Here is a 23,580-nt window from a genome sequence, read left to right on the forward strand (position 1 = left end):
AGCCAGGCTCTCCATTCCGTCCGACCAATGCATGCAGCGAGCCGAGCGCCATCAGAGCCGACTGCGGAAAGAAGCGTGACCCACGCGGAGACGTACCCGACCAACGGAAGGAGTCCGACCTTGACACTACCGCCCGATTAAAGAAGCGGCCTGTCATGCCTGTGCCGGATCGGGACACTTACCGCTCGCAACCTGCGAAGAAGTGGCCAACACCTGAAGCCCCGTGAGTGCTGTCGAGTACCGCAAAGCGCTCGGCCCAAACGCCGGTTTGCTTTTTGAGTAAACGCGACTGATCAGCTGTCAGATGAAAGACGTAGGGCGTGCGCGTGTTGTCTCGATGGCACTTTCGGATGTAGTCCAGGCGCGCCGCCTGATCAGGGGTCAGGTCGATGGCCGTGCTCTTCCCAGGAAATCTCCCATCACGGAGCACCCAGCCATCGGCTACGGCTGAGCCTGCGAGCAACGACAGGAGGAACACGCCGATAAGCCTTGCCGACCTACGCGTCGTACGGTGCCTCCTCATGAGCGCAGTGATCCAATCACGTCAATCAGATCACCAGAACGATTTACGACAGACCAGAGTTGATTCCCTGTCTGACGCCGATTCGGGTCGATAGCGGTCATTGTTGCAGCAGATAAGCGCCGAAGCCTCCCTCGACGAATTACGGAGGCAAGCGCGGCACACTGGAGCCCTAAGGTATTGATGCAAATGGTGGGCCGTGACGGATTCGAACCGTCGACCAGCGGATTAAAAGTCCGATGCTCTACCGACTGAGCTAACGGCCCACTTGGAACTTCCTGCGCCCGTGGTGGTTGCGGGCTGCGCACCCGGCCTTGCGCCGGGCGAGCATTCTAGCGCACGCCGCCACCGCGATGCAGTCCGCGGCGGCGCTTGTTCAGACGTAACGCGTGGGGTCGGCCACGCCGGCCGCAGCGAAACCTTCGGCGCGCAGGCGGCAGGCGTCGCAATGGCCGCAGGCGCGGCCCAGGTCGTCGGCCTTGTAGCACGACACGGTGTCGGCGAAATCCACGCCCAGGCGCACGCCCTCGCGAACGATGTCGGCCTTGCTCATGAACTGCAGCGGCGCGTGCACGCGGATGCCGGCGCCCTCGACGCCTGCCTTGGTGGCGAGGTTGGCCAGGTCCTGGAATGCGCTGATGAACTCGGGGCGGCAATCGGGGTAGCCCGAGTAGTCCACGGCGTTGACGCCGCAGAAAATGTCGGCCGCACCCAGCACTTCGGCCCAGCCCAGCGCGACCGACAACATGATCGTGTTGCGCGCCGGCACATACGTCACCGGGATGGCGTCCTTGGCCGCGGCCTGGCCGATGGCATGGCCGTCGTCGTCGGTGGGCACCGAGATGCTTTCGTCGGTGAGCGCCGATCCGCCGATGCTGCGCAGGTCGACGTTCACGGTCTTGTGCGCGACCGCGCCCAGCGACTTCGACACGCGGTCAGCGGCGTCGAGCTCGGAAGTATGGCGCTGACCGTAGCGCACGCTCAGCGCGTGCACGGCGTAGCCCTGCTCGCGGGCAATGGCGATGACCACGGCGGAGTCCATCCCGCCCGATACCAGGACCACAGCGTTCTTCATCACGTCAATCCACTGGGGGAACAATCTGCGCAACGACGGCGCGCGATCAGCGACCGGGCTCGTCGTTCCACAGGATCTTGTGCAACTGCAACTGGAATCGCACCGGCAACTTGTCGGCGACGATCCAGTCGGCCAGGTCGCTGGGCTTGATCTGGCTGAAGCTCGGCGAGAACAGAACGTCGCAGACCGCGGCCAGGCCATGCTCGGCGACCACGCCCTTGGCCCAGTCGTAGTCCTCGCGCGAGCAGATCACGAACTTGACCTGGTCGTGCGGGGTCAGCAGCGGCAGGTTCGACCACAGGTTGCGGTGGACTTCCATCGACCCCGGCGTCTTGATGTCGAGGATGCGCGAGACGCGCGCGTCGACCCGGCTGATTTCGATCGCACCGGAAGTCTCCAGCGACACTTCGTAGCCGGCATCGCACAGGCGCTGAAGCAGGCCGATGCAGCGCTTCTGCGAAAGCGGCTCGCCACCGGTCACGCAGACATGGCGGGCGCCGTGGCCGGCAACCTCTTCCAGGATGTCGTCGATCTGATGCCACTCGCCACCGTGGAAGGCATAGGCGGTGTCGCAGTACTGGCAGCGCAGCGGGCAGCCGGTCAGGCGCACGAATACGGTCGGCCAGCCGATGCTGCGGGCTTCGCCCTGCAGGGACAAGAATATCTCGGTGATCCGCAGCCGCTCCGGCGAGGCTGCGGCCGCTTCGGCGGGGACGGCGTTCATCGCAGTGATTTTAAAGGATCTTGCGCGGCAGATGCCGGCCTTTCAGGCCGTGGCTCAGCGCAGGCGGCCGAGCTGGATCGCGTTGAGGCGGTCGCTGGCGGCGCGGGCGGCGTCGGTACCGGGGTACTTGGAGGAGACTTCGGCCAGCGTGCGCTCGGCCGTTTCGACCTGCTTGAGGCCGATCTGCGACAGGCCGACCTTGAGCATCGCGCCCGGGGCCTTGTCGTGGGTCGGGAAGCGCTCGAGCAGCGACTGGAACTGGACCAGGGCCATCTCGTAATTCTGGGTGACGTAATAGCTTTCGCCGAGCCAATACAGCGCATTGGGGGCGTAGGCGCCCTGCGGGTAGGTCTCGATGAAGGCCTGGAACAGGCGCGAGGACTGGACGTAGTCGCCGGCCTTGAGGGCATTGAAGGCGGCATCGTAGGCCGAGCGCTCATCGGCACCCTGGGCCAGCGAGCCCTTGTCGCCGTAGACCGCCGGGGGGCGGTCCCTGGTCGATGCGGAAGGCGCCGGGGTCCTGGCCGGCTTGGCCGGTGCCGCGGCAGGTGCCGGGGTGCCGGTGGCCGCGGGCGCTACCGCGCCGCTTTCGAGCCGGTTGATCCGGCCGTCGAGGTCCAGGTACTGGGCCTTGCCGCTTTCCAGCAGCTGGCTGTTCTGCTGCTGCAGTTCTTCGATCTGCGAACGCAGGGCCTGCACTTCGCTGCGCAGCTGGCTGACCTGGTTGAGGAGGTCGACATTGCCCTGGTTGTTGGCGGCCTGCTGCTCGAGCACGGCCACGCGGTCAGCCAGGCTGGCCCGCTGCGCGACAGCGGGCGCGGCGACCACGAGGGTCGCCGCGAACGCCATGGCAAGTAACGTCTTGCGCATCATCGCCAGCTATTACTTGGCGGTGTACACGATCTCGACGCGACGGTTCTTGGCCCAGCAATCTTCGTTCGAGTCGGTGCAGACCGGACGCTCTTCGCCGTAGCTGGTGACCGTGATCTGGCTGCCCGAGCCGCCATTGGCCTGGACGGACGAGGACACGGCGTTGCCGCGGCGCTCGCCGAGGCCCAGGTTGTACTCGCGGCTGCCGCGCTCGTCGGCGTTGCCTTCCAGGGTCATGCGGGCCGACGGACGGTCACGCAGGTACTTGGCGTGGCAACCGACGATGGCCTGGAACTCCGGACGCAGGCTGTCCTGGTCGAAGTCGAAGTAGACCACGCGCTGGCGCAGGCAAGCGTCGGTGTCCAGATCGTTCGGGCCGTACACGCCCGAGGTGACCGGAGCTTCAGCAGCCGGAGCGGTGGTCGGCGTTTCGGCCGGCGGCGGGGTTTCCTTGACCTTCTTGGAGCAGGCCACAGCCGCGGTGCAGAGCACGGCGGTGAGCAGGATGCGAGCGGTGTTGTTCATGGTTTTCCTCGTCATTCAAGCAGGGACAGATACGGGGCAAGCGGAAGTGAAACAAGAAACGTATTGCTATCTCGCTGGTCCAACCGGATGGGTGGGGAGGGCTCAGCGAGGCAAACGGAACGGCCCCCAAGCCGGCTCACGCACGTCCCCATCCGCAAGCACCAGGCGCTGGCGCACCCGGGCATCGGACGAAACGGCGTAGAGCACGCCCCGGCGGCCCTCGCGCGCAGCATAAAGGATCATCGCGCCATTCGGGGCAAAGCTGGGCGACTCGTCCAGGGAACCGGGCGAAAGTGTGCTCCAGCGCGCAGCTCCCAGGCTGCTGTCCATCATGGCGATCCGATAGGTATTTCCGGCGCCCTGGGCGGTGGCGATCTTCTTGCCGTCGGCGGAAATGCTGGCGCTGGCGTTGTAGCTGCCCTGGAACGTGACGCGGGTGGCGCTGCCGCCGCTGGACGGAACCGAGTAGATCTGCGGGCGGCCTCCGCGGTCGGAGGTGAAGTAGATGGTGCCGCCGTCAGCGCTCCAGCTCGGCTCGGTGTCGATGCTGAAGTGGTTGGTCAGCTGGGTCAGCGCCTTGCTGCCCAGGTCCATCACGTAGATCTCGGGGTTGCCGCTGCGCGACAGGGTCAGGGCCAGGCGACGCCCGTCCGGCGAGAACGACGGGGCGCCGTTGATGCCGCGGAACTTGGCGATCAGCTCGCGGCTGCCGGAGGTGATGTTCTGGATGTAGATCGAGGAGTTGCCGCCCTCGAAGCTGACATAGGCCAGGCGGCCACCGTCAGGGCTCCACGACGGCGACAGCAGCGGCTCGGGCGAGCGCACCACGGTCTGCGGGTTGAAGCCGTCGGAGTCGGCGACCATCAGCGCGTACTGCGCGCCCTTGCCGGTACCGATGGCAGTGACATAGGCGATACGGGTGAAGAAGGCGCCGCGGATGCCGGTGATCTTCTCGTAGACCGCGTCGGCGACCTGGTGGGCGACGTCGCGCATGGCGTTGGCGCGAGCGGTCAGGGCGAAGCCGAGCAGGCGCTGCTGCTTGGCCACGTCGAACAGCTCGTACTCCAGGCGGTAGCTGCCGGCGCCGGCGTCGAGGACGCGGCCGACGACGATGAAATCCTGGTTCAGGGCGCGCCAGGTCGGGTAGTTGATCTCCCCGCCCTTGGTCGGCTTCTCGATGATGTCCTTGTCCGGCAGCGGCCGGAACTGGCCGGAGCGGGCCAGGTCGGCGCTGACCACCTGGGCAAGGTCGGTCTCCGGCGCGGTCGCGCTGCCCTGGTAGGGCATCGGCACCACCGCGATCGGGAGTGCAGCGGCGTTACCGCCGACGATGTCGATCTCCAGACCCTGCTGGGCGGAAGCGGCGACAGGCAGCAACAGGGCGAGCAGCGAGGCAAGCCAGGCGAGGGGTCGGTTCATCGGTGCTCCAGTGATGCGGTCATTCAGCTTTGCAATTGTTAACAGGCATCGGGTGAACGTGGGCTCAAGCTCGAGCCCCTCTCCCGCTTGCGGGAGAAGGGTCGGGGTGAGGGCATCCCTCAGCGGTCCTGCGCCGTGAAGTTCAGCGTCAGGTTGCGCGCGAACACCTTCTCGAACCCGGCATACGGCAGCGGCTGCGCCTTCAGCACGGCGGCCTCGATCGAGCGACGGCCCTGCTCATCGTAGGCGCACGGCGATGACACTTCCGCGCTCATCACCTGGCCGCCGGGCAATTGCCGGATCAGCAGGGTGCAGCGCGAACCGACCGGCACGGTTTCCGGACGTGTCCACTTGCTCAGGATCGCCTCCTGCAAGGCAGCGGCATAGCGCGCCTGCAGGCCGGTATCGGTGCCGTTGTTGCCCGGCGGCGGGCTGGCTTCGCTGCTGCCGGTGGCCGCCGTCGAGCGCGCGTCGGCAACCTGCTGCGCACGCTGGTTGGCCAGGTTGGCGGCGCGCTCGGCGGCCGTCCGTTCGCGGGTCGCGGCTTCACGCTTGCGGCGGATCTCGGCCAGTTTCTGCTCGCGCTCCTGGTCCTGCTGCTCGGCCAGGCGGCGCTGCTTTTCGACCTGTTCCTGGCGCTTCTGCTCGGTCAGGTCGACCTGGTCCTGCTTGCGCTTGGCTTCCTGGACCTTGTCTTCCTCGGCCGCGATCGGCGTTGGCTGGTCGACCACCGCGTCCTGGTTGGTGTTGTCCGGGACCGGGATGAAATCCTGGGCCTGCGGCTGCGGCGTGACCACCGAGTCTTCCGGACGCGGTTCCGGCGACGGCTGCGGCAATGGCGCGGCCTCCTCCGGTTCCGGCGGCGGCAGTTCGGCCGGCTTGGGGCGCTTTTGCAACGTGCGCTGCATCGCCGGCGACAACGCATTGGCGTCGATCAACTCGGCGGTCACGGGCGATCCCACCGCCGAAACCTGTGCCGTGGTGCGTGTCCACAGCAGCCCGACGAACATCAGGGCAAACAGCAACGCGTGCAGACCCAGCGCCTGCCAGATCGCCCGCGCGGTGTCGGCGCGCGACTCCCGCATCAGCGACCCGCCTTGGTGGCCTGACCCTGGGCCTGATCGGGCTGGCTCATCAGCCCAACCTTTTTCACGTTCGCGCTCTGCAACAGCACCAGCGCGTCCATCACCTTCTGGTAGTTGGCCTTGGCATCGCCGGCCACGAACACCGCAACATCCGGGTTCTGCGCGACGATCGCCGAGACCTTGGCCTGCAGCGCCTCGGCGGTGACCGCCTCGTTGCTGCCGGCCTTCAGGGCCAGGAAGTAGTGACCGTTGGGGTCGACGCTGACGACGACCGGGTCCTTCTTTTCCTGGATCGACTTGGCGTTGGACTGCGGCAGGTCGATGTCGACGCCCAGGTTCAACAGCGGCGCGGTGACCATGAAGATGATCAACAGCACCAGCATCACGTCGATATAGGGAACGACGTTGATCTCTGCCTTCAGCTTGCGCTTGCGATGGCGGCGCGCGGTGATACCGGCCATGGCCTTCCTCTCGTAACTAGTGGTTCAAGGCCAGGGACTGGCCCTTGAAGGTCCGCTCGCCAAGGGCGTGCGGGACATTGCGAGGAAGCCCGATCACGGCTCGTCGAGGTTGGCCTGACGTTGCAGGATCGAGGAGAACTCTTCGGAGAACGCGTCGTAGCGCACCGACATGCGTTCGACCTTGGTCGCGTAGCGGTTGTAGGCCCACACCGCCGGGATCGCCGCGAACAGGCCCATCGCCGTGGCGATCAGCGCTTCCGAGATGCCCGGGGCGACCGTGGCGATGGTCGCTTCCTTCATGTTGGCCAGGCCCTGGAACGAAATCATGATGCCCCACACCGTGCCGAACAGACCCACGTACGGGCTGATCGAACCGACGTTGGCGAGGAACTCCAGGTTGTGCTCCAGCCCGTCGATCTCGCGCGAACCGGTCGCGCGCATCGCGCGCTGGGCGCCTTCGAGCTGCATGCGGCTGTCGGCGCCGCGGCGCTGGCGCAGGCGGCCGAACTCGCGGAAGCCGGCTTCGAAGATCGCTTCCAGGCCGCCGATCTCGCGGTTGCGCTCGGTGGTGCCGGCATAGAGCTTGGAGAGCTCGGCGCCGGACCAGAAGCGTTCCTCGAACTGGTCGGCTTCGCGCGCGGCGCGGTCGAGCACGCGCTTCTTGCGGAAGATGATGACCCACGAGGCGATCGAACCGAACAGCAGCAACAGCATCACCAGCTGCACCGGAATACTGGCGTGCAACACCAGTTGCAGCAGGTTCAGGCTGTTGGTGTCGGCCGCGCCGGTGGTCAGCGCCTGCGCGGCGGTCGTCGCGGCGTTGGCGGCCTCTTCCGGCAGGGGCTCCACCGCGGTGGCCTGCAGTGCTGTCAACAGTGGGGTCATGCTCGGTTCTCCGTGCCCGTCACGCGGGACTGTGTGCAACTTGGGGGAATGCCTGGTCGAACAAAAAAACGGGTGAAGGGCAAATCGGGGTTACAGCGGCAAATCGGGTTACAGCGGACGCTCAAGCGCCTTGAGCTGGTCGTACAGCGGCTGCGGGATCGGGCGCGGACGGAAGCCATCGGCATCCAGCGCAGCCACCCGTACCTGCGCGGTCAGCAGCAGGTCGCCACCGCGGCCGATCGCCTGGGTGAAGATCGCGCTGGCGCGGCGGCACTCCTGCAACGCGACCGACACCGCCAGGGCATCGTCGAGCCGTGCCGGCTTGAGGAAGTCCAGCTGCATGGCGCGAACCGCGAACACCAGCCCGTGCTCCAGGCGCAGCAACTCCTGGCCGTATCCCTGCGCACGCATCCATTCGGTCCGCGCGCGCTCGAGAAACGCCAGGTATTGCGCGTGGTAGACCACCCCACCGGCGTCGGTATCTTCCCAGTAGACCCGTGTCGGCCAACTGAACGCCGCATCAACCGTCACGCTCGACCTCCTCGAAAAGCCCGCCGGAGCCGGCTTTCGGCTTCAGGCCGATGTGGCGGTAGGCCTTCGCCGTGGCCATGCGGCCGCGTGCGGTGCGGATGAGGTAACCCTGCTGGATCAGGTAGGGCTCGATCACGTCCTCGAGCGTGCCGCGCTCCTCGCTCAGCGCCGCGGCCAGCGATTCCACGCCGACCGGGCCGCCGTCGAAGGACTCAATGATGATCTTGAGCATGCGCCGGTCGAGCTCGTCGAAGCCCTCCGGGTCGACCTTGAGCATCGCCATCGCCGCATCGGCGACCTCGCGGGTGATGTCGCCGCCGGCGCGCACCTGGGCGAAGTCGCGCACGCGCCGCAGCAGGCGGTTGGCGATGCGCGGGGTACCGCGCGAGCGGCGGGCGATTTCGGCCGCACCTTCCGGCTCGCAGGCGATGCCGAGGATCTTGGCCGAGCGGCGCACGATCCGGGTCAGCTCTTCGGCGCTGTAGAACTCCAGGCGCTGGACGATGCCGAAGCGGTCGCGCAGCGGCGCGGTCAGCAGGCCGGCGCGGGTGGTCGCGCCGATCAGGGTGAACGGCGGCAGGTCGAGCTTGATCGAACGGGCGGCGGGGCCCTCGCCGATCATGATGTCGATCTGGTAGTCCTCCATCGCCGGATAGAGAACTTCCTCGATTGCCGGCGAGAGGCGGTGGATCTCGTCGACGAACAGCACGTCGTGCGGCTGCAGGTTGGTCAGCAGCGCGGCCAGGTCGCCGGCCTTCTCGATCACCGGGCCGGAGGTCTGGCGCAGGCCGACGCCGAGCTCGTTGGCGATGACGTGGCTCAAGGTGGTCTTGCCCAGGCCGGGCGGTCCGAAGATGAGGACGTGATCGAGGGCCTCGCCGCGTGCCTTGGCGGCCTCGATATAGATCTTCATCTGCTCGCGCACCGGCACCTGGCCGAGGTATTCGTCCAGCCGCTTGGGCCGGATGGACGCCTCGATGGCCTCGTCCTCGCGGGTGGCGCCGGCGGCGATGATGCGGGAGTCATTCATGCCCGTATGTTCGCACGCGCGCGGCCCCGGAGGCGTGGCGCAGGGCCTCAAAACCGGGATCCCGGCGTTCGCCGGGATAGCGGCGGTCAGATCTCGACCTGCGCCCCCAGCTCCACCAGGCGGTTGCCGGGGATGCGGAAGAAGCCCGTCGCCGGCGCCGCGTTGCGGTGCATGAAGGCGAACAGTTTGTCGCGCCAGATCGGCATGCCGCGATGGCGCGTGGCCACCACGGTCTCGCGACTGGCGAAATAGGTGGTGTCCATCGGGTCGAAATAGGTACCGCCGGCATCGCACGAGCGCATCAGCGCCAGCGGCACGTCAGGCACTTCCATGAAGCCGAAGCGGATCAGCACGCGGTAGAAGTCGTCGCCGATGGCCTGGATCTTCAGGCGCTTGTCGCGCGGCGCGTACGGGACGTTGAGCGTCTCCACCGTCAGGAACACGTTGCGGTCGTGCAGCACCTTGTTGTGCTTGAGGTTGTGCAGCAGCGCGTGCGGCACCACGCCCTTGTCGGCGGTCATGAAGATCGCCGTGCCCGGCACGCGCACCGGCGGCGCCAGCATCAGGCCGGGCAGGAAGCTGTCGAGCGAGATGCCTTCCTTGCGCACTTCGTCGTGCAGCAGCTCACGGCCACGGCGCCAGGTGCGCAGCAGGGTGAACACGACCAGGCCCAGCAGCAGCGGGAACCAGGCGCCGTCGAAGAACTTGGCGCCGTTGGCGATGACGAAGCCGACATCGACCACGAAGAACAGCAGGCACAGGGGCAGCACCCAGGTGCGCCAGCGCGGCCACAGCGCGCGAGCGACCAGCGCCAGCAGCAGCGTGTCGATCAGCATCGTCGCCGACACCGAGATGCCGTAGGCCGTGGCCAGTGCGGTCGAGCTGCGGAACATCAGCACCACCGCCAGCACCGCGATCATCAGCAGCCAGTTGATGTAAGGCACGTAGATCTGGCCAATGGTCGACTGCGAGGTGTGCTTGACCTGCATGCGTGGGATGTAGCCCAGCTGCATCGCCTGGCGCGCGACCGAGAAGGCGCCGGTGATCACCGCCTGCGAGGCGATCACCGCGGCCATCGTCGCCAGCACGATCATCGGGTACAGCGCCCACGCCGGCACTGCCTCGAAGAACGGATTCTTGACCGCGTCCGGGTGGCCGAGCACGAACGCGCCCTGCCCCAGGTAGTTCAGCATCAGGCACGGCAGCACCAGCGTGTACCAGGCGTAGCGGATCGGCCGCGGGCCGAAATGGCCCATGTCGGCGTACAACGCTTCGCCACCGGTCACCGCCAGCACCACCACGCCCAGGATCAGTACCGAGTGCGAACCGTGCTCGATGAAGAATCGCGCGCCCCACATCGGGTTGAGCGCCTTGAGCACTTCCGGCGCATCGACGATGTTGTGGACGCCGATCGCCGCCAGCGCCAGGAACCAGACCGTGGTGATCGGCCCGAAGATCCGCCCGACCTTTTCGGTGCCGAAACGCTGGGCGAAGAACACCATCACCAGGATGACCACCGCGATCGGCACGATGAACCGGTGCAGGCCCGGCGCGGCGACCTCCAGGCCCTCGACCGCGCCGAGCACGGTGATGGCCGGGGTGATCACGCTGTCGCCGAAGAACAGCGACGCACCGAAGATGCCGAGGATGCCGATGACGTAGGCTGAGCGCGAGCCCTTGGGCAGCGTGCGCTGCGCCAGCGTCATCAACGCCATGATGCCGCCCTCGCCTTCGTTGTCGGCGCGCATGATGATGGTGACGTACTTGAGCGTCACCGTGATCATCAACGCCCAGAACACCAGCGACAGGATGCCCAGCACGGTGTCGTGGTTGCCGATCAGGCCGAAGTGCGGCGAGAACGCCTCTTTCAGGGTGTACAGCGGGCTGGTACCGATGTCGCCGAAGACGACGCCGATGGCACCGATGACAAGGCCGCCCAGCCCCTGTTTGCCATGGCTGTGCTGCGCGCCATTGGCGGAGGTGGAAGGGTTGACTGAAGAGGACATGGAGTTGGTTGCTCGGGGCGGCAGGGCCGCCGTGGCGTCAACGAAGCGCGGACTTTAGCGCTTTGCGGATGATGGTGGCGGCGTCATCGCCGGCGGCCGTGGCTTCGCGCGCCATGCGCACGGCCTCGGTCGGCTTGTAGCCCAGCTGCTGCAGGGCAATGACCGCTTCGCTCTGGGGGTCGGCGGCGGCGCCGTTGCCGGACAGGGTCGCGCCGACGCCTGCAAGGTCGGCGGCGCGGTCGCGCAGTTCGACCACCATGCGCTCGGCGGTCTTCTTGCCGATGCCCGGGATGCGGGTCAGCGCGGTGATGTCGCCGACCTGGACCAGGCGCGCGAACTCGTCGACCGACACTCCCGAGAGCACTGCCAGGGCGATCTTGGCGCCAATCCCCGAGACCTTCTGCACGTCGCGGAACAGGCGACGCTCGCCCTCGTGCAGGAAACCGTACAGCGAGACGCTGTCTTCCTTCTGCGCGTAATGGGTGAACAGCGCGACCTCACGACCGACGTCGGGCAGGTCGTAGAAGGTGCTCATCGGCGCCTCGAGCTCGTAGCCGACGCCGTGCACGTCCACCACCAGCCACGGCGGCTGCTTGTGGACGAGGATGCCTTTCAGACGACCGATCATGCGCCGCGTCTCCGCAACAGGTGGGTGGCCACGCCGGTGCGGGCCGCGGTCGCGCTCATGTGCGCGTGGGTGAGCGCCACGGCCAGGGCATCGGCGGCGTCGGCCTGCATCTTCTGCTCCGGCAGGTTCAACAGCAGCCGGACCATGTGCTGGACCTGATCCTTCTCGGCCGCGCCGCGACCGACCAGCGACTGCTTGATCACGCGCGGTGCGTACTCGCTGATCGGAATGCGCCGGCGCACCACCGTCGCCAGCGCCGCGCCACGGGCATGGCCGAGCTTGAGCGCCGAGGTCGCCGACTTGGCCATGAACACGGTCTCGATCGCGACCTGCTGCGGCTGCCATTCGTCCAGCAGCGCCTCCAGCCCGTCGCACAGCAGCCCCAGCCGCGACGGAAAATCCTCGGCTTCGAGCAGGACCAGCGCGCGCGCATGCACGAACGTGCAGCGGCCATCGGTGGCGACGTCAATGACGCCGACACCGGTGCGCTGGGAACCGGGGTCTATCCCGAGGATTCTGATCACGTGTCGAGCTTACGCCGTCAGGCGTAGGCATCCTCGCCGAGGTCGGCATTGGAGTAGACGCTCTGGACGTCGTCCATGTCTTCCAGCCAGCGCAGCAGCTTGACCACCTGCTGCGCGGTCTCGCCACTGACGGCGATGTCGTTGTCGGCGCGCATCGTCACTTCGGCGATGTCGGCCTTCAGGCCGGCGGCTTCCACGGCAGTCTTGACCGTGGCGAAAGCGTCGGGCGCGGTGACCACGTCGATCGCGCCGTCGTCGTAGACGACGACGTCATCGGCGCCGGCGTCGATCGCCAGCTCGGTCACCTTGTCTTCGCTGGCGCCGGCGGCGAAGGACAGCACGCCGACCTTCTTGAACATGAATGCCACCGAGCCATCGGTGCCGAGGTTGCCGCCGAACTTGCCGAACGCATGGCGCACGTCGGCAACGGTACGGACCTTGTTGTCGGTCAGGCAGTCGACGATCACGGCGACGCCGCCCGGGGCATAGCCCTCGTAGCGGATTTCTTCGTAGACCACGCCTTCGAGTTCGCCGGTGGCCTTCTTGATGGCGCGCTCGATCACGTCCTTGGTCATGTTGACCGACAGGCCCTTGTCCACGGCCACGCGCAGGCGCGGATTGCCCGACGGGTCGCCGCCGCCGGCGCGTGCCGCGACGCCGATTTCCCGGATTATCTTGGTGAAGATCTTGCCGCGCTGCGCGTCTACCGCGTTCTTGCGGGCCTCGATCGAGGGGCCTCTACCCATGAACTTGTTCCAGGCTGTTGCTTTGGCGAAGGCGGGATTTTACTCGATTGGGCAGAACGTGCCGCCCGTCGCGAATCGACCGGCCTCAGGCCCCGAAACGCCGGCTCAGGACCCGAAGCGGCCGCTGCGCAGGAACCCGGCGACCAGCCCGGCGACCTGCCGGGAGTAGACCAGTCCGGTGTGGCTGGTGCTGACCACCGTGTGGTCGGCCAGGCCCGGCAGCCGGGTCTCGGCGACCGCCACGGTGCCGTCGTTTTCCTCGGCGAAATGGCCGAAGTACTTGCCCAGCCCCAGCGAGGTGCGGCCGGCGACCACCCCCACTTCGGCGCTGCCCGACCAGGGGGCGCAGCCTTTTCGCAGCAGGTGGGCGCTGCGTCCCAGCGTGGGCGCGGTCCAGGCGTAGCCGGCCAGGCCACTGGCCGCGGCGCTGCCGCACAGGGGCGAACCCAGGCAGACGACGCGTTCGACCGGGACCGCAGGGTGGCGCTGGAGGGCGGTCAGCGTGACCAGGCCACCGAGGCTGTGGGCCACGACATGCGCCGGGGCTTTGTCCAGGTGTTCGGCCAGGCGCGGGATCGCCGCGTCCGGGCCACCGGCGACCGTGGCGTAGCCGAAGAACTCCGGGGCGAATCCCGCCTCGCGCAGCCGCTGGGCCAGCCAGTGCATCGACAGGCGGGGCATCCAGAGCCCGTGGAGGAGGACTACGCGGGTGGTGGGCATGGGGGATTGATGGTGGCGGTCGGGGGCAATGCAACTGCCGCTACGCCGACCGGCGCAGGATGAACTCATGGTCGCGGGTACCGCCGACCACGAAGTCGTAATCGCCGACCCGCTCGAACCCGTACCGCGCATAGAACCGCTGGGCGCCAAGATTCTCGCTCCAGACGCCAATCCACAGCGTCCTGGGGCCATCGCGCAGCAGCCATTCCTGCGCCGTCTCGAACAACCGCGCACCCCAGCCGCCGTTCTGATGCCCGCGCAGCACATACAGCCGCTTGAGCTCGCCATCGCCGTCGGCGACATCGGCATGCGGCAGGCCACAGGGGCCGGCCGCGGCATGGCCGACGGCCTTGCCCTCCACTTCCAGCAGCCACACCGCGTAGTCCGGGTGGCCGAGGATCACCTTCTGCTTGTCGACGGCATAGCTGTCGCGCAGGAAGAATGCCAGGTCGGCCTCCGGGTACTGATGCCCGAAGGTCTCGGTGAAGGTCTGCGCGGCCAGGGCCGACACGGTTTCCGCGTCGGCCACGGTGGCTCGTCGAATCGTCGCCACGATCAGACTTCCTCGTCCGCCTCTTCTTCCTCGTCGGCGTCCTCGTCTTCTTCGTCGCCTTCGTCGGCGTCCTCGCCTTCCTCGGCGTCTTCTTCTTCCTCGTAGTCCTCGTCGCCGAAGTCCTCGCCGTCCCAGCGGAACTGGCCATCGGCGACGAAGGTCATCGTCAGCTGTCCGCCGGCAGTACGCGTGCGCACCAGCCAACCACCGAACACCTGCGCGCGCTCGGTCACCAGGCCGGCACCCGCGGCCGAACCGGTCTCACCCAATGCTTCCCACTCCAGGTCCAGAGCAACTTCCGTCATGCGCTTACTTCCCTTCCTTCTTCGGGCGAACTTGAATGTGCACTTCCGCCAGCTGCGCATCCGGCACCACCGACGGCGCGCCGGTCATCAGGCACTGCGCGGTGGTGGTCTTCGGGAACGCGATGACGTCGCGGATCGACTCGGTGCCGGCCATGAGCGCGGCGATGCGGTCGATGCCGAAGGCGATGCCACCGTGCGGCGGCGCGCCGTACTTGAGGGCGTCGAGCAGGAAGCCGAACTTGCCCTCGGCCTCTTCCGCGCCGATGCCGAGCAGCTCGAACACCGCCGACTGCATCGCCGAGTTGTGGATGCGGATCGAACCGCCGCCGATCTCGTTGCCGTTGAGCACCATGTCGTAACCGCGGCTCACTGCCGTCCTGGCGTTGGCGCGCAGGTCGGAAATCGAATCGACCGCCGGCGCGGTGAAGGGGTGATGCAGGGCGACGTAGCGGTTCTCTTCCTCGTCCCACTCGAACATCGGGAAGTCGGTGACCCACAGCGGCGCCCAGCTGTCGGCGACCATGCCCAGGTCCTTGCCCAGCTTCAGGCGCAGCGCGCCCATGAAGTCGCTGGCGGACTTGTACGTTGCCGCGCCGAAGAAGATCGCGTCGCCGCTCTGCGCGCCGGTGGCCGACACGATTGCGGCCAGCGTGGCGTCATCGAGGAACTTGGCGATCGGTGAATTGACGCCGTCGCGACCCTTGCCGGCGTCCTCGACCTTCATCCACGCCAGGCCCTTGGCGCCGTACTTGGCGGCGTGCGCGCCGTAATCGTCGATCTGCTTGCGGCTGAGCGTCGCGGCGCCCGGAACGCGCAGCGCGACCACGCGGCCGTCCTCGTGATTGGCCCAGTCGGTGAAGACCTTGAATTCGCAGTTCTTCACCAGCTCGGCGATGTCGGTGAACTCCATCGCGATGCGCAGGTCCGGCTTGTCCGAACCGTAGCGGCGCATGGCTTCGGCGTAGGTCATGCGCGGGAATTGCGCGGCCAGTTCAACGCCCATCACTTCATGGAACACCGAACGGATCATCTCCTCGGTCAGGTCCTGCACGTCGCGCTCGGACACCCACGCGAACTCCATGTCGAGCTGGGTGAATTCGAGCTGGCGGTCGGCGCGCAGCGCTTCGTCGCGGAAGCAGCGCGCGATCTGATAATAGCGATCGAAGCCGGCCATCATCAGGATCTGCTTGAACAGCTGCGGCGACTGCGGCAACGCGTAGAACTCGCCGTGGTGCATGCGCGCCGGCACCAGGAAGTCGCGCGCGCCTTCCGGCGTGGCCTTGGTCAGGATTGGCGTTTCGATGTCCTGGAACCCGCGCTCGTCGAGGTAGCGGCGCAGCGCCTGCACCAGCTTGATGCGGGTGCGCATCTTGCGCTGCATTTCCGGCGTGCGCAGGTCGAGGTAGCGGTACTGCAGGCGGATGTCCTCGCCCGGGTTCTCGTGGGCGTGGAACGGCAGCGGCTCGGCCTTGTTGAGCAGTTCGATCCTGGTTGCGACCACTTCGACCTGGCCGGTGCGGATCTTGGCGTTGACCGCTTCGCGCTTGCGCACGACGCCGGTGATGCGCAGGCAGTCCTCGTAGCCCACCTGTGCCGCGGCGGCGATCACGGCAGCGTTGACCTCACCTGCGCCCAGCGCCTTGTCCTGGGTCGGCTCGGCCACGATCTGGACGATGCCTTCGTGGTCGCGCAGGTCGATGAAGCACAGGCCGCCGAGGTTACGGGCAACGTCGGCCCAGCCGCACAAAGTGACGGTCTGTCCGATCAGGGCCTCATCGATGAGGCCGCAATAATGGGTACGCATGGGGGCTCCGGGGTAAAACAACGTCCGGCCAAGGGCAGGCCGGAGAACACGTCATTTTAACGGCACCGGCGGGTTACTTGCCCGCGGATCTCAGCCAACGTGGCCGAGGCGGCCATTTCGACCCCGGGGGTCCCATGAACCGCCCGATCAAACCCTGGTTTCTGGCGTTGTGCCTGGCGCTGCTCGCCCTTCCGGCCGCCTCGCAGCAGCGCGCCTATGCGCCGGAAGACCTGCGCAGCCTGCCCTACGAGGACCAGATGCGGGTCATCAGCCGCGAATACGAGGATCAGTCCTACGGGCGCCGGATCCCGGACGACCAGTTGCAGTTCTACCTCGACCAGGTCAACCGCTCGAACTGGCGCTTCAGCCAGATCAAGGCCGATATCGCCGTGTCCCTGGGCGGTTCGCCGACGTCTCCCTCGACCACGGTCCGCTGCGAGAGCTTCAACGGCCGGGCGCAGGTCTGCAGGGTGCCGTGGAATGGCGACTCGCGACTGCTGCGGCAGCTGTCCAGCGTGCCCTGCGTCGAAGGCCGCAGCTGGCAGTCCCAGCGCGGCCAGGTCTACGTGGGCAACAACTGCCGGGCCGAATTCGCCCCGGCAGGGCCGACGACATTGCCCGGCGGTCCGGTTGGCCAGAGCGTGACCTGCGAGAGTTTCAACAACCAGGCCAGCATCTGCCGCGTGCCCTGGCAGGGCCGGTCGCGTTTGTTGCGGCAGTCCTCGGGCAGCCAGCCGTGCATCGAAGGCCAGACCTGGCAATCGCAGAACGGCCAGGTCTACGTCGGTCGCAACTGCCGGGCGGAGTTTGTCGCCCTGGGCACCGTGCAGCCGGTCGCGCCGGCGCCAGGCACGCCGTCGGTGGTGTGCACCAGCGTCGATGCCCGCCCCAAGGGCTGCCAGTGGCCGAGCGGAACCGGCGCGCCGCGCCTGATCCAGCAACTGTCCAGCCAACCGTGCGTACAGGGTCGGACCTGGGGCTTCACCGGCAGCGCGATCTGGGTCAGCCAGGGCTGCAGCGGGCGCTTTGGTTACTGACGCTGCCTCCACGCCCGCGGGCATATAGAAGGGGCGCTGGCGCGGCCGTTCCGTGCCAGCCCCCGCCGCCGAAACAGCCAGGCGAAATTCGTCCTCAAGTTTCCCGTGCGACGGCCGATGTCGTGGCAGGACCCGCATTCGGCGCAGCCGGCCAATGGTCCCGTCCAAGTCAGACCCGGCCCATCCAGGAGCAAGAGCGTCATGGCGACAGTGCCCAAGCAAGCGGTTTGGCTGTTGAGCCTGACCCTGCTGGCGACGCCCATTCTTTCGCCGGCACGCGGCGCAGGCGGCGCGTTCGTCGCGCCGATGATGGCCAGCAGCAGCAGTGGGCAAATGCAGGTTGGCCTGACCCTGCTTGCTCCCGATTCGACCACCACGCAGCCACCCGACCCGGCCAGCCTGGACTTCCCGGCGTCACCGAACGCCGTGCTGTGCCACAGCCCCAACCGCGGTTATCGCGAATGCCGTACGCCGTTCCGCGGCCCGGTGCGGCTGTCGCGTGAGATCACCGGCACCCGCTGCGTCGAAGACCGCAACTGGGGCTGGCGCGATGGCGCGATCTGGGTGGACCAGGGCTGCGGAGCGGTATTCATGCGCATCGGGGTCTGACCCCGCTGCACGCCCGCTCCCGGATGCGCGCCGTCAGGTCTTGGACGGCGGTGCCGGGTCGGCTTTCTTCTCTGCCGGCTTGCTCTCCGACTTGTTCTCCGACGGCTTGCTGTCGCCGCCACCGGAGGACGACGAGCCTTCGCCGGCGAGGTTGCGCTTCTTGTCGCCGTCCTTCTTGAAGTCGGTCTCGTACCAGCCGCCGCCGGCCAGGCGGAACTGCGGCGCGGTCAACTGGCGGCGCACGTGGGGCTCCCCACAGACCGGGCACTGCGTGGGGTCGGCCTCAGACAGCTTCTGCAGGCGGTCAAAGGCGTGGCCGCAGGCGGCGCACTCGAAGGCATAGATCGGCATGGAGGGGCGAATCGCGAAAGGCAGGCCGGCATTCTGGAGGCAATGGCCGGCTTTTCAAGCATCCGATGGTCGCGAGGCGGCCTGGACGGCCTCGCCGCCAGGCGCTGGCGGCCCGGCCGGGCCCGCCGGCGCAACCGTCGCGACCGGCGTGGGCAGCGGCGCGACGTCGAACGGGGTACGCAGGACCAGCGACGGCAGAAGCGTGTTGAGGAAGGCATACAGCAGCAGCCCGCCGAACAGCGCATCGGGAATCGCAAACCGGTCGTGCAGGATCGTTGCCAGCACCAGGGTGAAGATCAGCGTCGGCATCAGCGCCATCGACACCCGCAGGCTGCTGCCGGCGCTGTCGCGGAACAACCATCGCCGCTGGATCCAGATCACGCCGAACCGCCCCGGCAACACCATGGCGGTGAGCCCCAGGCCCACCAGCAAAGCCTCCCACGTCAACGCCCCGGTCGGCACGCGCGCGCCGTTGGCGAAGAAATAGAACGGCACGAAGAACGACGAGAACAACTTGACCGCGTGCATGATGTCGTCCGACGCCAACGCCGGCACACGCGGCCGCAGCAGCCGCGCGAGCAGGCCGGCGATGAAGGCGCCCAGCAGGTATTCCACGCCGATCTTGTCGGTGACATAGGCGGCGACGAAGCCGACCATCACCAGCAGCGAGAACTCCGAACCGGGCGCGTGCGGGACGATCCAGCGGCCCAGCGCGACATAGATCACCGGGGTCAGCGCGACCAGCGCCAGCAAAGTCATCGAGGACGCCCCCAGCTCGATCGGGTTGGACGCCTTGAGCACGAAGAACATCAGCGCCAGCGCCAGCAATTCGCCGGCGATGGCCTTGTTGGTGACCCAGAAGCGGTCCTCTTCGCGCATCTCGAAGCGGTCCAGCGAGTCGACGATGAAACCGGTGGACGAGGTCAGCAGCGCCAGCGCCAGCAGCATCGCCGGCTGCCATTGCAGGCCCAGGAAACGCCAGGCGAGCCAGGCCACCAGCGCCAGCGTGAGGCAGCGCAGCGCGAGGTAGGTCAGCAACTGCCCCACGCCGCGGCGCAGCTGGGTCAGGTCGACTTCCAGGCCGGCATACAGGAACAGCGTGGAAATGCCGAGCGCTGCCAGCAGGTGGATTGCGTCGTTATGCCCGCTCGCCTCCGGCCACGCCAGCATCAAGCCGATGCCGAACGCAAAGCAGGTCAGCGGCGCCGGCACGCGATAGCGCTGCAGCGCGCGCGGCACAATCAGCAGGGCGCAGATCAGCAGCAGGTAGACCAGCTCGTGACTCATCCGCTCTCCTTGTGACCGGCCACGCGCGGATCATCTCGGGCGCGGCCGGGATCCGCAAGCTGACATCCCTTCCCTCAGCCCTCGTACAAGCCCAGCAACGCCTCTTCCGCCTCCGCCAGCTGCGCGGCGATCTGCTCGCGTCGCTTGGCCAACTCGACTGCATCGGTGCCGCCACCGGCGTACTGGTCCGGGTCGGCCAGGTCCATGTCGAGCGTGTGCAGTTTCGATTCCAGTTCGGCAACGCGCGCTTCGGCCTGCGCGAGCTTGTGCGCATTGACCTTGACCGCCTTAGCCGCCGGCTTGGCCACGGGCACGGGCGCCGCTGCCGCGACCTTGGCCGGCACCTTGCCGTCTCCGCTGCTGTCGCGGGTGCGCAGCCACGAGGCGTAGGCGTCGAGGTCGCCGTCGAACGGCTGGGCCACGCCGTCGGCGACGCGCCAGAACGTGTCGCAGACCAGGCCGATGAGATGGCGGTCATGGCTGACCAGCACGATCGCGCCCTCGAAGATGCTCAGCGCTTCGGCCAGCGCCTCGCGCATGTCGAGGTCAAGGTGGTTGGTCGGTTCGTCGAGCAGCAGCACGTTGGGTTTGCGCCAGGCGATCAGCGCCAGCGCCAGGCGCGCGCGTTCGCCGCCGGAGAACACGTCGACCTTCTCGAACGCGCGATCACCCGGGAAGTTCCACTTGCCCAGGAAGTCGCGCAGCTGTTGCGTGGCGACGCCCGGCGCGATGTCGGCCAGATGGTCGATCGCGGTGGTGCCTTCGCGCAGCGACTCCACCGTGTGCTGGGCGAAGTAGCCGATGCGCAGGTCGGGATGGCCGCCGCGTTCACCGTTGATCAGCGGCAACTCGCCGACCAGCGTCTTCACCAGGGTCGACTTGCCGGCGCCGTTGGGGCCGAGCAGCGCTACGCGATCGCCGGCCTCGAGGATGAAACCGATCTGGTGCAGCACGACATGCGGATTGGAAGCCGGGTCGCCGTAGCCGCAGTCGGCATGGGTCACGCGCAGCAGCGCATGCGGCAGTTTCGCCGGCGCGGGGAACTCGATCCGCAGCGCGCGCTCCACGCGCACCGCCTCGGTGTCGGCCATCTTGGCCAGGCGCTTGACCCGCGACTGCGCCTGCTTGGCCTTGGCCGCGCTGGCGCTGAAGCGGTCGATGAAGCTCTGCAGGTGCGCGCGCTCGGCCTGCACCTTCTCGTGGGTGATCTGCTGCAGGCGCAAGTGCTCGGCGCGCTGGCGCTCGAAGGCGGTGTAGTCGCCGGTGTAGAGCTTGCCCTTGCCGTCGTGCAGATGCAGCGTGTGGGTGGTGATCTCGTCGAGGAACTCGCGATCGTGCGAGATCAGCAGCAGCGTGCCGGGGTACTTGAGCAGCCACTGCTCCAGCCACAGCACCGCGTCGAGGTCGAGGTGGTTGGTCGGTTCGTCGAGCAGCAACAGGTCCGACGGCGTCATCAGCGCACGCGCCAGGTTCAGGCGCACGCGCCAGCCGCCGGAGAACTCCTTGACGGCGCGCTCGTGGGTGTCGGGCGAGAAGCCCAGGCCGTGCAGCAGCTTGCCGGCGCGCGCGGTGGCGTCGTAACCGTTGAGTTCTTCCAGGCGGTGATGCGCCTCGGCGACGGCTTCCCAGTCCTCGCGTTCGACCGCTTCGCGTTCGGCGATGATCGCCGCGTGCACGGCGGCATCGCCGGACAGCACGAAGTCGAGCGCGGGATCGTCGAGGGCCGGTGTTTCCTGGGCGACGCTGGCGATGCGCACGCGGGTGGGGATGTCGAGATCGCCGCGATCGGCTTCGACCTCGCCCTGGATGGCGGCGAACAACGACGACTTGCCGGTGCCATTGCGGCCAATCACGCCCACGCGCCAACCGGCATGCAGGGCGAGGTCGACGTTGGACAACAGCAGGCGCTCGCCCCGGCGGAGGGCGAAATTACGGAAGGAAATCACGGGGGGACCAGAGGGATGTCAGAAAACCTGTCTAGTCTAGCGGTTCGGGGGCCCCAACCCGGGTTCGCGTGATGCTCCCGGTGACGCAAGGCCACCTCCAACGGGCTTTGCGCGCTCGCTGACCCGCGTTTGACACGCTTTGGCGCAATCTGGCGAACGGCCCCGCCCGCATCAGGCCCGGGTTGCATCATCCGCCTCCGGCCCACATCCTGAATGGCAGACCGCAAACGGATACTCGATGCACCATACGTCCCTGATCGCAATCCTCGTGGCCGGCTTCGTGCTGGCGTTCATCTTTGGCTCGCTGGCGCAACGCCTGCGGCTGTCGCCACTGGTGGGCTATCTGTTGGCTGGCGTCGTCGCCGGCCCCTTTACACCCGGATTCGTCGGCGACCAGACGCTGGCGCCGCAGCTGGCCGAGATCGGCGTGATCCTGCTGATGTTCGGCGTTGGCCTGCACTTCTCGATGCGCGACCTGATGGCGGTCAAGGCGATCGCCCTGCCCGGCGCGATCGCCCAGATCGCCCTGGCGACGGCACTGGGCTGGGGGCTGGCGCTGTTCCTGGGCTGGTCGCACGGCGCCGGCATCGTCTTCGGCCTGTCGTTGTCGGTGGCCAGCACCGTGGTGCTGCTGCGTGCGCTGGAAGAACGGCGACTGGTGGAAACCGGGCGCGGGCGCATCGCGGTCGGCTGGCTCATCGTCGAGGACCTGGCGATGGTGCTGGCGCTGGTGCTGCTGCCGGCATTGGCCGGCGTGCTCAAGGGCGAGGCCGGCGACGCGGTGCAGGTGTGGACGGCGCTGTTCAAGACGTTCGCCAAGGTTGGCGCCTTCGTCGCGTTGATGCTGATCGTCGGGCGGCGGGTGATCCCGTGGATTCTCGAACGCGTCGCCGGCACCGGTTCGCGCGAACTGTTCACCCTCTGCGTCCTGGCGATCGCACTGGGCGTGGCGTTCGGCTCGGCGGCACTGTTCGGCGTCTCGTTCGCCCTGGGCGCGTTCTTCGCCGGGATGCTGCTCAACGAATCGGAGTTCAGCCACCAGGCCGCGACCGAGACACTGCCGCTGCGCGATGCATTCGCGGTGCTGTTCTTCGTCTCGGTCGGCATGCTGTTCGATCCGATGATCCTGGTCCAGCGACCGCTGGAAGTGATCGCGACGTTCCTGATCATCGTCTTCGGCAAGTCGCTGGCCGCCTACGCCATCGTCCGCGCCTTCGGCAAAGCCAATTCCACCGCGCTGCTGATCTCGGCCAGCCTGGCGCAGATCGGCGAGTTCTCCTTCATCCTCGCCGGCCTCGGCCTGCAGCTGGACATCCTGCCCAAGGCCGGCCAGGACCTGGTGCTGGCTGGCGCGCTGCTGTCGATCATCGTCAATCCGCTGCTGTTCGCCTGGCTCGACCGGCGCGAGGCGCGCGAGGCCGCCAACCGCGCGCCGGAACCGGAAGAGCACATTTCGCCGCCGATCCGCCCGGGCCTGAGCAACCACGTCATCCAGATCGGCTACGGCCGCGTCGGCAGCGAACTGGGCCGGCTGCTGACCGATCGGGGCGTGGAGATCGTCGTCATCGACGACGAAGACGATCTGGTCGCGAAGGCGCGCGCCGCCGGCCTGCCGGCGATCCGCGGCAATGCCGCCAACGAGCGCGTGCTGCGCGAGGCCGCGCCGGAGCGCGCGACCATGGTGATGATGGCGATCCCCAATGCGCTCGAGGCCGGCGAGATCATCGCCAAGCTGCGCGAGATCAATCCCGCCCTGACGATCGTCGCGCGCGCCCACAGCGATGCCGAGGTCAAGCATCTGCTCCAGCACGGTGCCGATGCGGCGGTCATGGCCGAGCGCGAACTGGCCCACAGCCTGGCCGAGATGGTGATGGCAACGCCGCAATACCGCGGCGAGCGCCACTTGCCTCCCGCTGCACCGGCCTGAGGCCGCCCTGTG

The 23,580-nt window shown here is 67.5% G+C and carries 24 protein-coding genes and 1 tRNA gene; 3 read left to right on the top strand and 22 right to left on the bottom strand.

Annotated features, from left to right (window positions below):
* Positions 1–710 precede the first annotated feature (710 nt).
* The 19 genes from AB4Y64_RS11980 to aspS form a co-directional block, all read right to left on the bottom strand.
* A tRNA-Lys gene (locus AB4Y64_RS11980) sits at positions 711–786 on the bottom strand.
* Between the two features lie 110 nt (positions 787–896).
* Entirely contained in the window at positions 897–1,595 is a 699-nt protein-coding gene (gene queC / locus AB4Y64_RS11985) for a 7-cyano-7-deazaguanine synthase QueC (protein WP_441816691.1), read from the bottom strand.
* Between the two features lie 46 nt (positions 1,596–1,641).
* Positions 1,642–2,319 carry a 7-carboxy-7-deazaguanine synthase QueE gene (gene queE, locus AB4Y64_RS11990; protein ID WP_441816692.1) on the bottom strand — a complete coding sequence of 226 codons (678 nt, stop codon included), beginning with the start codon at positions 2,317–2,319 and terminating at the stop codon, positions 1,642–1,644.
* Between the two features lie 54 nt (positions 2,320–2,373).
* Entirely contained in the window at positions 2,374–3,189 is an 816-nt protein-coding gene (gene ybgF / locus AB4Y64_RS11995) for a tol-pal system protein YbgF (protein ID WP_441816693.1), read from the bottom strand.
* A gap of 12 nt (positions 3,190–3,201) precedes the next feature.
* Positions 3,202–3,714 (bottom strand): peptidoglycan-associated lipoprotein Pal, encoded by a 513-nt coding sequence (pal, locus tag AB4Y64_RS12000; protein WP_441816694.1) that lies wholly within the window; start codon positions 3,712–3,714, stop codon positions 3,202–3,204.
* Between the two features lie 102 nt (positions 3,715–3,816).
* Positions 3,817–5,133, bottom strand: coding sequence for a Tol-Pal system beta propeller repeat protein TolB (tolB, locus tag AB4Y64_RS12005; RefSeq protein ID WP_441816695.1), 1,317 nt, complete (start codon positions 5,131–5,133; stop codon positions 3,817–3,819).
* Between the two features lie 119 nt (positions 5,134–5,252).
* Positions 5,253–6,218: a cell envelope integrity protein TolA gene (gene tolA, locus AB4Y64_RS12010; RefSeq protein ID WP_441816696.1), complete on the bottom strand. Its 966-nt coding sequence runs from the start codon at positions 6,216–6,218 to the stop codon at positions 5,253–5,255.
* Positions 6,218–6,679, bottom strand: coding sequence for a protein TolR (tolR, locus tag AB4Y64_RS12015; RefSeq protein ID WP_441816697.1), 462 nt, complete (start codon positions 6,677–6,679; stop codon positions 6,218–6,220). The genes tolA and tolR overlap by 1 nt, the downstream gene beginning before the upstream one ends.
* A gap of 93 nt (positions 6,680–6,772) precedes the next feature.
* On the bottom strand, positions 6,773–7,564 hold the full coding sequence (gene tolQ / locus AB4Y64_RS12020; RefSeq protein ID WP_441816698.1) for a protein TolQ: 792 nt from the start codon (positions 7,562–7,564) through the stop codon (positions 6,773–6,775).
* A 108-nt stretch (positions 7,565–7,672) separates the two neighbouring features.
* On the bottom strand, positions 7,673–8,095 hold the full coding sequence (ybgC, locus tag AB4Y64_RS12025; protein WP_441816699.1) for a tol-pal system-associated acyl-CoA thioesterase: 423 nt from the start codon (positions 8,093–8,095) through the stop codon (positions 7,673–7,675).
* A complete protein-coding gene (gene ruvB, locus AB4Y64_RS12030) occupies positions 8,085–9,125 on the bottom strand; it encodes a Holliday junction branch migration DNA helicase RuvB (RefSeq protein ID WP_441816700.1) in 1,041 nt (346 codons plus the stop codon). The genes ybgC and ruvB overlap by 11 nt, the downstream gene beginning before the upstream one ends.
* Positions 9,126–9,211: 86 nt before the next feature.
* Complete coding sequence (locus tag AB4Y64_RS12035) at positions 9,212–11,131, bottom strand: potassium transporter Kup (RefSeq protein WP_441816701.1); 1,920 nt, start codon at positions 11,129–11,131, stop codon at positions 9,212–9,214.
* 37 nt (positions 11,132–11,168) lie between these two features.
* Positions 11,169–11,759 (bottom strand): Holliday junction branch migration protein RuvA, encoded by a 591-nt coding sequence (ruvA, locus tag AB4Y64_RS12040; RefSeq protein WP_441816702.1) that lies wholly within the window; start codon positions 11,757–11,759, stop codon positions 11,169–11,171.
* Positions 11,756–12,283, bottom strand: a complete 528-nt coding sequence (gene ruvC / locus AB4Y64_RS12045; RefSeq protein WP_441816703.1) for a crossover junction endodeoxyribonuclease RuvC — start codon at positions 12,281–12,283, stop codon at positions 11,756–11,758. Before ruvC ends, ruvA begins: the two co-directional genes overlap by 4 nt.
* A 17-nt stretch (positions 12,284–12,300) precedes the next feature.
* Positions 12,301–13,029, bottom strand: a complete 729-nt coding sequence (locus AB4Y64_RS12050) for a YebC/PmpR family DNA-binding transcriptional regulator (protein WP_441816704.1) — start codon at positions 13,027–13,029, stop codon at positions 12,301–12,303.
* Between the two features lie 105 nt (positions 13,030–13,134).
* The gene (locus AB4Y64_RS12055; protein WP_441816705.1) at positions 13,135–13,818 is read right to left on the bottom strand and encodes an esterase/lipase family protein; all 684 of its coding nucleotides are present in this window, start codon (positions 13,816–13,818) and stop codon (positions 13,135–13,137) included.
* Positions 13,790–14,302 (bottom strand): GNAT family N-acetyltransferase, encoded by a 513-nt coding sequence (locus AB4Y64_RS12060; protein ID WP_441816706.1) that lies wholly within the window; start codon positions 14,300–14,302, stop codon positions 13,790–13,792. Before AB4Y64_RS12060 ends, AB4Y64_RS12055 begins: the two co-directional genes overlap by 29 nt.
* Positions 14,303–14,304: 2 nt before the next feature.
* On the bottom strand, positions 14,305–14,607 hold the full coding sequence (locus tag AB4Y64_RS12065) for a DNA primase (protein ID WP_441816707.1): 303 nt from the start codon (positions 14,605–14,607) through the stop codon (positions 14,305–14,307).
* Between the two features lie 4 nt (positions 14,608–14,611).
* Positions 14,612–16,411 (bottom strand): aspartate--tRNA ligase, encoded by a 1,800-nt coding sequence (gene aspS, locus AB4Y64_RS12070; protein WP_441816708.1) that lies wholly within the window; start codon positions 16,409–16,411, stop codon positions 14,612–14,614.
* 134 nt (positions 16,412–16,545) lie between these two features.
* Between aspS and AB4Y64_RS12075 the strand changes: the two genes are divergently transcribed.
* Together AB4Y64_RS12075 and AB4Y64_RS12080 are read left to right on the top strand one after the other, a co-directional pair.
* Entirely contained in the window at positions 16,546–17,448 is a 903-nt protein-coding gene (locus AB4Y64_RS12075) for a DUF3011 domain-containing protein (RefSeq protein ID WP_441816709.1), read from the top strand.
* 201 nt (positions 17,449–17,649) lie between these two features.
* Positions 17,650–18,057: a DUF3011 domain-containing protein gene (locus tag AB4Y64_RS12080; RefSeq protein ID WP_441816710.1), complete on the top strand. Its 408-nt coding sequence runs from the start codon at positions 17,650–17,652 to the stop codon at positions 18,055–18,057.
* Positions 18,058–18,090: 33 nt separating this feature from the next.
* Here the strand turns inward: AB4Y64_RS12080 and AB4Y64_RS12085 are convergent, their stop codons facing one another.
* The 3 genes from AB4Y64_RS12085 to AB4Y64_RS12095 all read right to left on the bottom strand — a co-directional run bounded on the left by AB4Y64_RS12085 (position 18,091) and on the right by AB4Y64_RS12095 (position 21,641).
* Positions 18,091–18,408: an FmdB family zinc ribbon protein gene (locus AB4Y64_RS12085; protein WP_441816711.1), complete on the bottom strand. Its 318-nt coding sequence runs from the start codon at positions 18,406–18,408 to the stop codon at positions 18,091–18,093.
* Positions 18,409–18,462: 54 nt separating this feature from the next.
* Complete coding sequence (locus AB4Y64_RS12090) at positions 18,463–19,695, bottom strand: cation:proton antiporter (RefSeq protein WP_441816712.1); 1,233 nt, start codon at positions 19,693–19,695, stop codon at positions 18,463–18,465.
* Between the two features lie 74 nt (positions 19,696–19,769).
* Complete coding sequence (locus AB4Y64_RS12095; protein WP_441816713.1) at positions 19,770–21,641, bottom strand: ABC-F family ATP-binding cassette domain-containing protein; 1,872 nt, start codon at positions 21,639–21,641, stop codon at positions 19,770–19,772.
* 238 nt (positions 21,642–21,879) lie between these two features.
* On the opposite strand from AB4Y64_RS12095, the gene ybaL reads away from it, so the two are divergent.
* Positions 21,880–23,568, top strand: a complete 1,689-nt coding sequence (ybaL, locus tag AB4Y64_RS12100; RefSeq protein WP_441816714.1) for a YbaL family putative K(+) efflux transporter — start codon at positions 21,880–21,882, stop codon at positions 23,566–23,568.
* Positions 23,569–23,580: the final 12 nt, after the last annotated feature.

Origin of the sequence: Lysobacter sp. TAF61 (assembly GCF_052113485.1) — a bacterium.
In the GTDB taxonomy this organism is placed as follows: Bacteria; Pseudomonadota; Gammaproteobacteria; order Xanthomonadales; family Xanthomonadaceae; genus Lysobacter_J.

Coding starts and splice junctions, on each gene's coding strand:
- tolQ (WP_441816698.1), bottom strand. CDS start 7,564: ATGACCCCACTGTTGACAGCACTGCAGGCCACCGCGGTGGAGCCCCTG.
- AB4Y64_RS12050 (WP_441816704.1), bottom strand. CDS start 13,029: ATGGGTAGAGGCCCCTCGATCGAGGCCCGCAAGAACGCGGTAGACGCG.
- tolB (WP_441816695.1), bottom strand. CDS start 5,133: ATGAACCGACCCCTCGCCTGGCTTGCCTCGCTGCTCGCCCTGTTGCTG.
- tolA (WP_441816696.1), bottom strand. CDS start 6,218: ATGCGGGAGTCGCGCGCCGACACCGCGCGGGCGATCTGGCAGGCGCTG.
- queC (WP_441816691.1), bottom strand. CDS start 1,595: ATGAAGAACGCTGTGGTCCTGGTATCGGGCGGGATGGACTCCGCCGTG.
- queE (WP_441816692.1), bottom strand. CDS start 2,319: ATGAACGCCGTCCCCGCCGAAGCGGCCGCAGCCTCGCCGGAGCGGCTG.
- tolR (WP_441816697.1), bottom strand. CDS start 6,679: ATGGCCGGTATCACCGCGCGCCGCCATCGCAAGCGCAAGCTGAAGGCA.
- aspS (WP_441816708.1), bottom strand. CDS start 16,411: ATGCGTACCCATTATTGCGGCCTCATCGATGAGGCCCTGATCGGACAG.
- AB4Y64_RS12075 (WP_441816709.1), top strand. CDS start 16,546: ATGAACCGCCCGATCAAACCCTGGTTTCTGGCGTTGTGCCTGGCGCTG.
- ybgF (WP_441816693.1), bottom strand. CDS start 3,189: ATGCGCAAGACGTTACTTGCCATGGCGTTCGCGGCGACCCTCGTGGTC.
- ybaL (WP_441816714.1), top strand. CDS start 21,880: ATGCACCATACGTCCCTGATCGCAATCCTCGTGGCCGGCTTCGTGCTG.
- AB4Y64_RS12080 (WP_441816710.1), top strand. CDS start 17,650: ATGGCGACAGTGCCCAAGCAAGCGGTTTGGCTGTTGAGCCTGACCCTG.
- pal (WP_441816694.1), bottom strand. CDS start 3,714: ATGAACAACACCGCTCGCATCCTGCTCACCGCCGTGCTCTGCACCGCG.
- AB4Y64_RS12035 (WP_441816701.1), bottom strand. CDS start 11,131: ATGTCCTCTTCAGTCAACCCTTCCACCTCCGCCAATGGCGCGCAGCAC.
- ruvB (WP_441816700.1), bottom strand. CDS start 9,125: ATGAATGACTCCCGCATCATCGCCGCCGGCGCCACCCGCGAGGACGAG.
- AB4Y64_RS12055 (WP_441816705.1), bottom strand. CDS start 13,818: ATGAGTTCATCCTGCGCCGGTCGGCGTAGCGGCAGTTGCATTGCCCCC.
- AB4Y64_RS12090 (WP_441816712.1), bottom strand. CDS start 19,695: ATGAGTCACGAGCTGGTCTACCTGCTGCTGATCTGCGCCCTGCTGATT.
- AB4Y64_RS12085 (WP_441816711.1), bottom strand. CDS start 18,408: ATGCCGATCTATGCCTTCGAGTGCGCCGCCTGCGGCCACGCCTTTGAC.
- ruvA (WP_441816702.1), bottom strand. CDS start 11,759: ATGATCGGTCGTCTGAAAGGCATCCTCGTCCACAAGCAGCCGCCGTGG.
- AB4Y64_RS12065 (WP_441816707.1), bottom strand. CDS start 14,607: ATGACGGAAGTTGCTCTGGACCTGGAGTGGGAAGCATTGGGTGAGACC.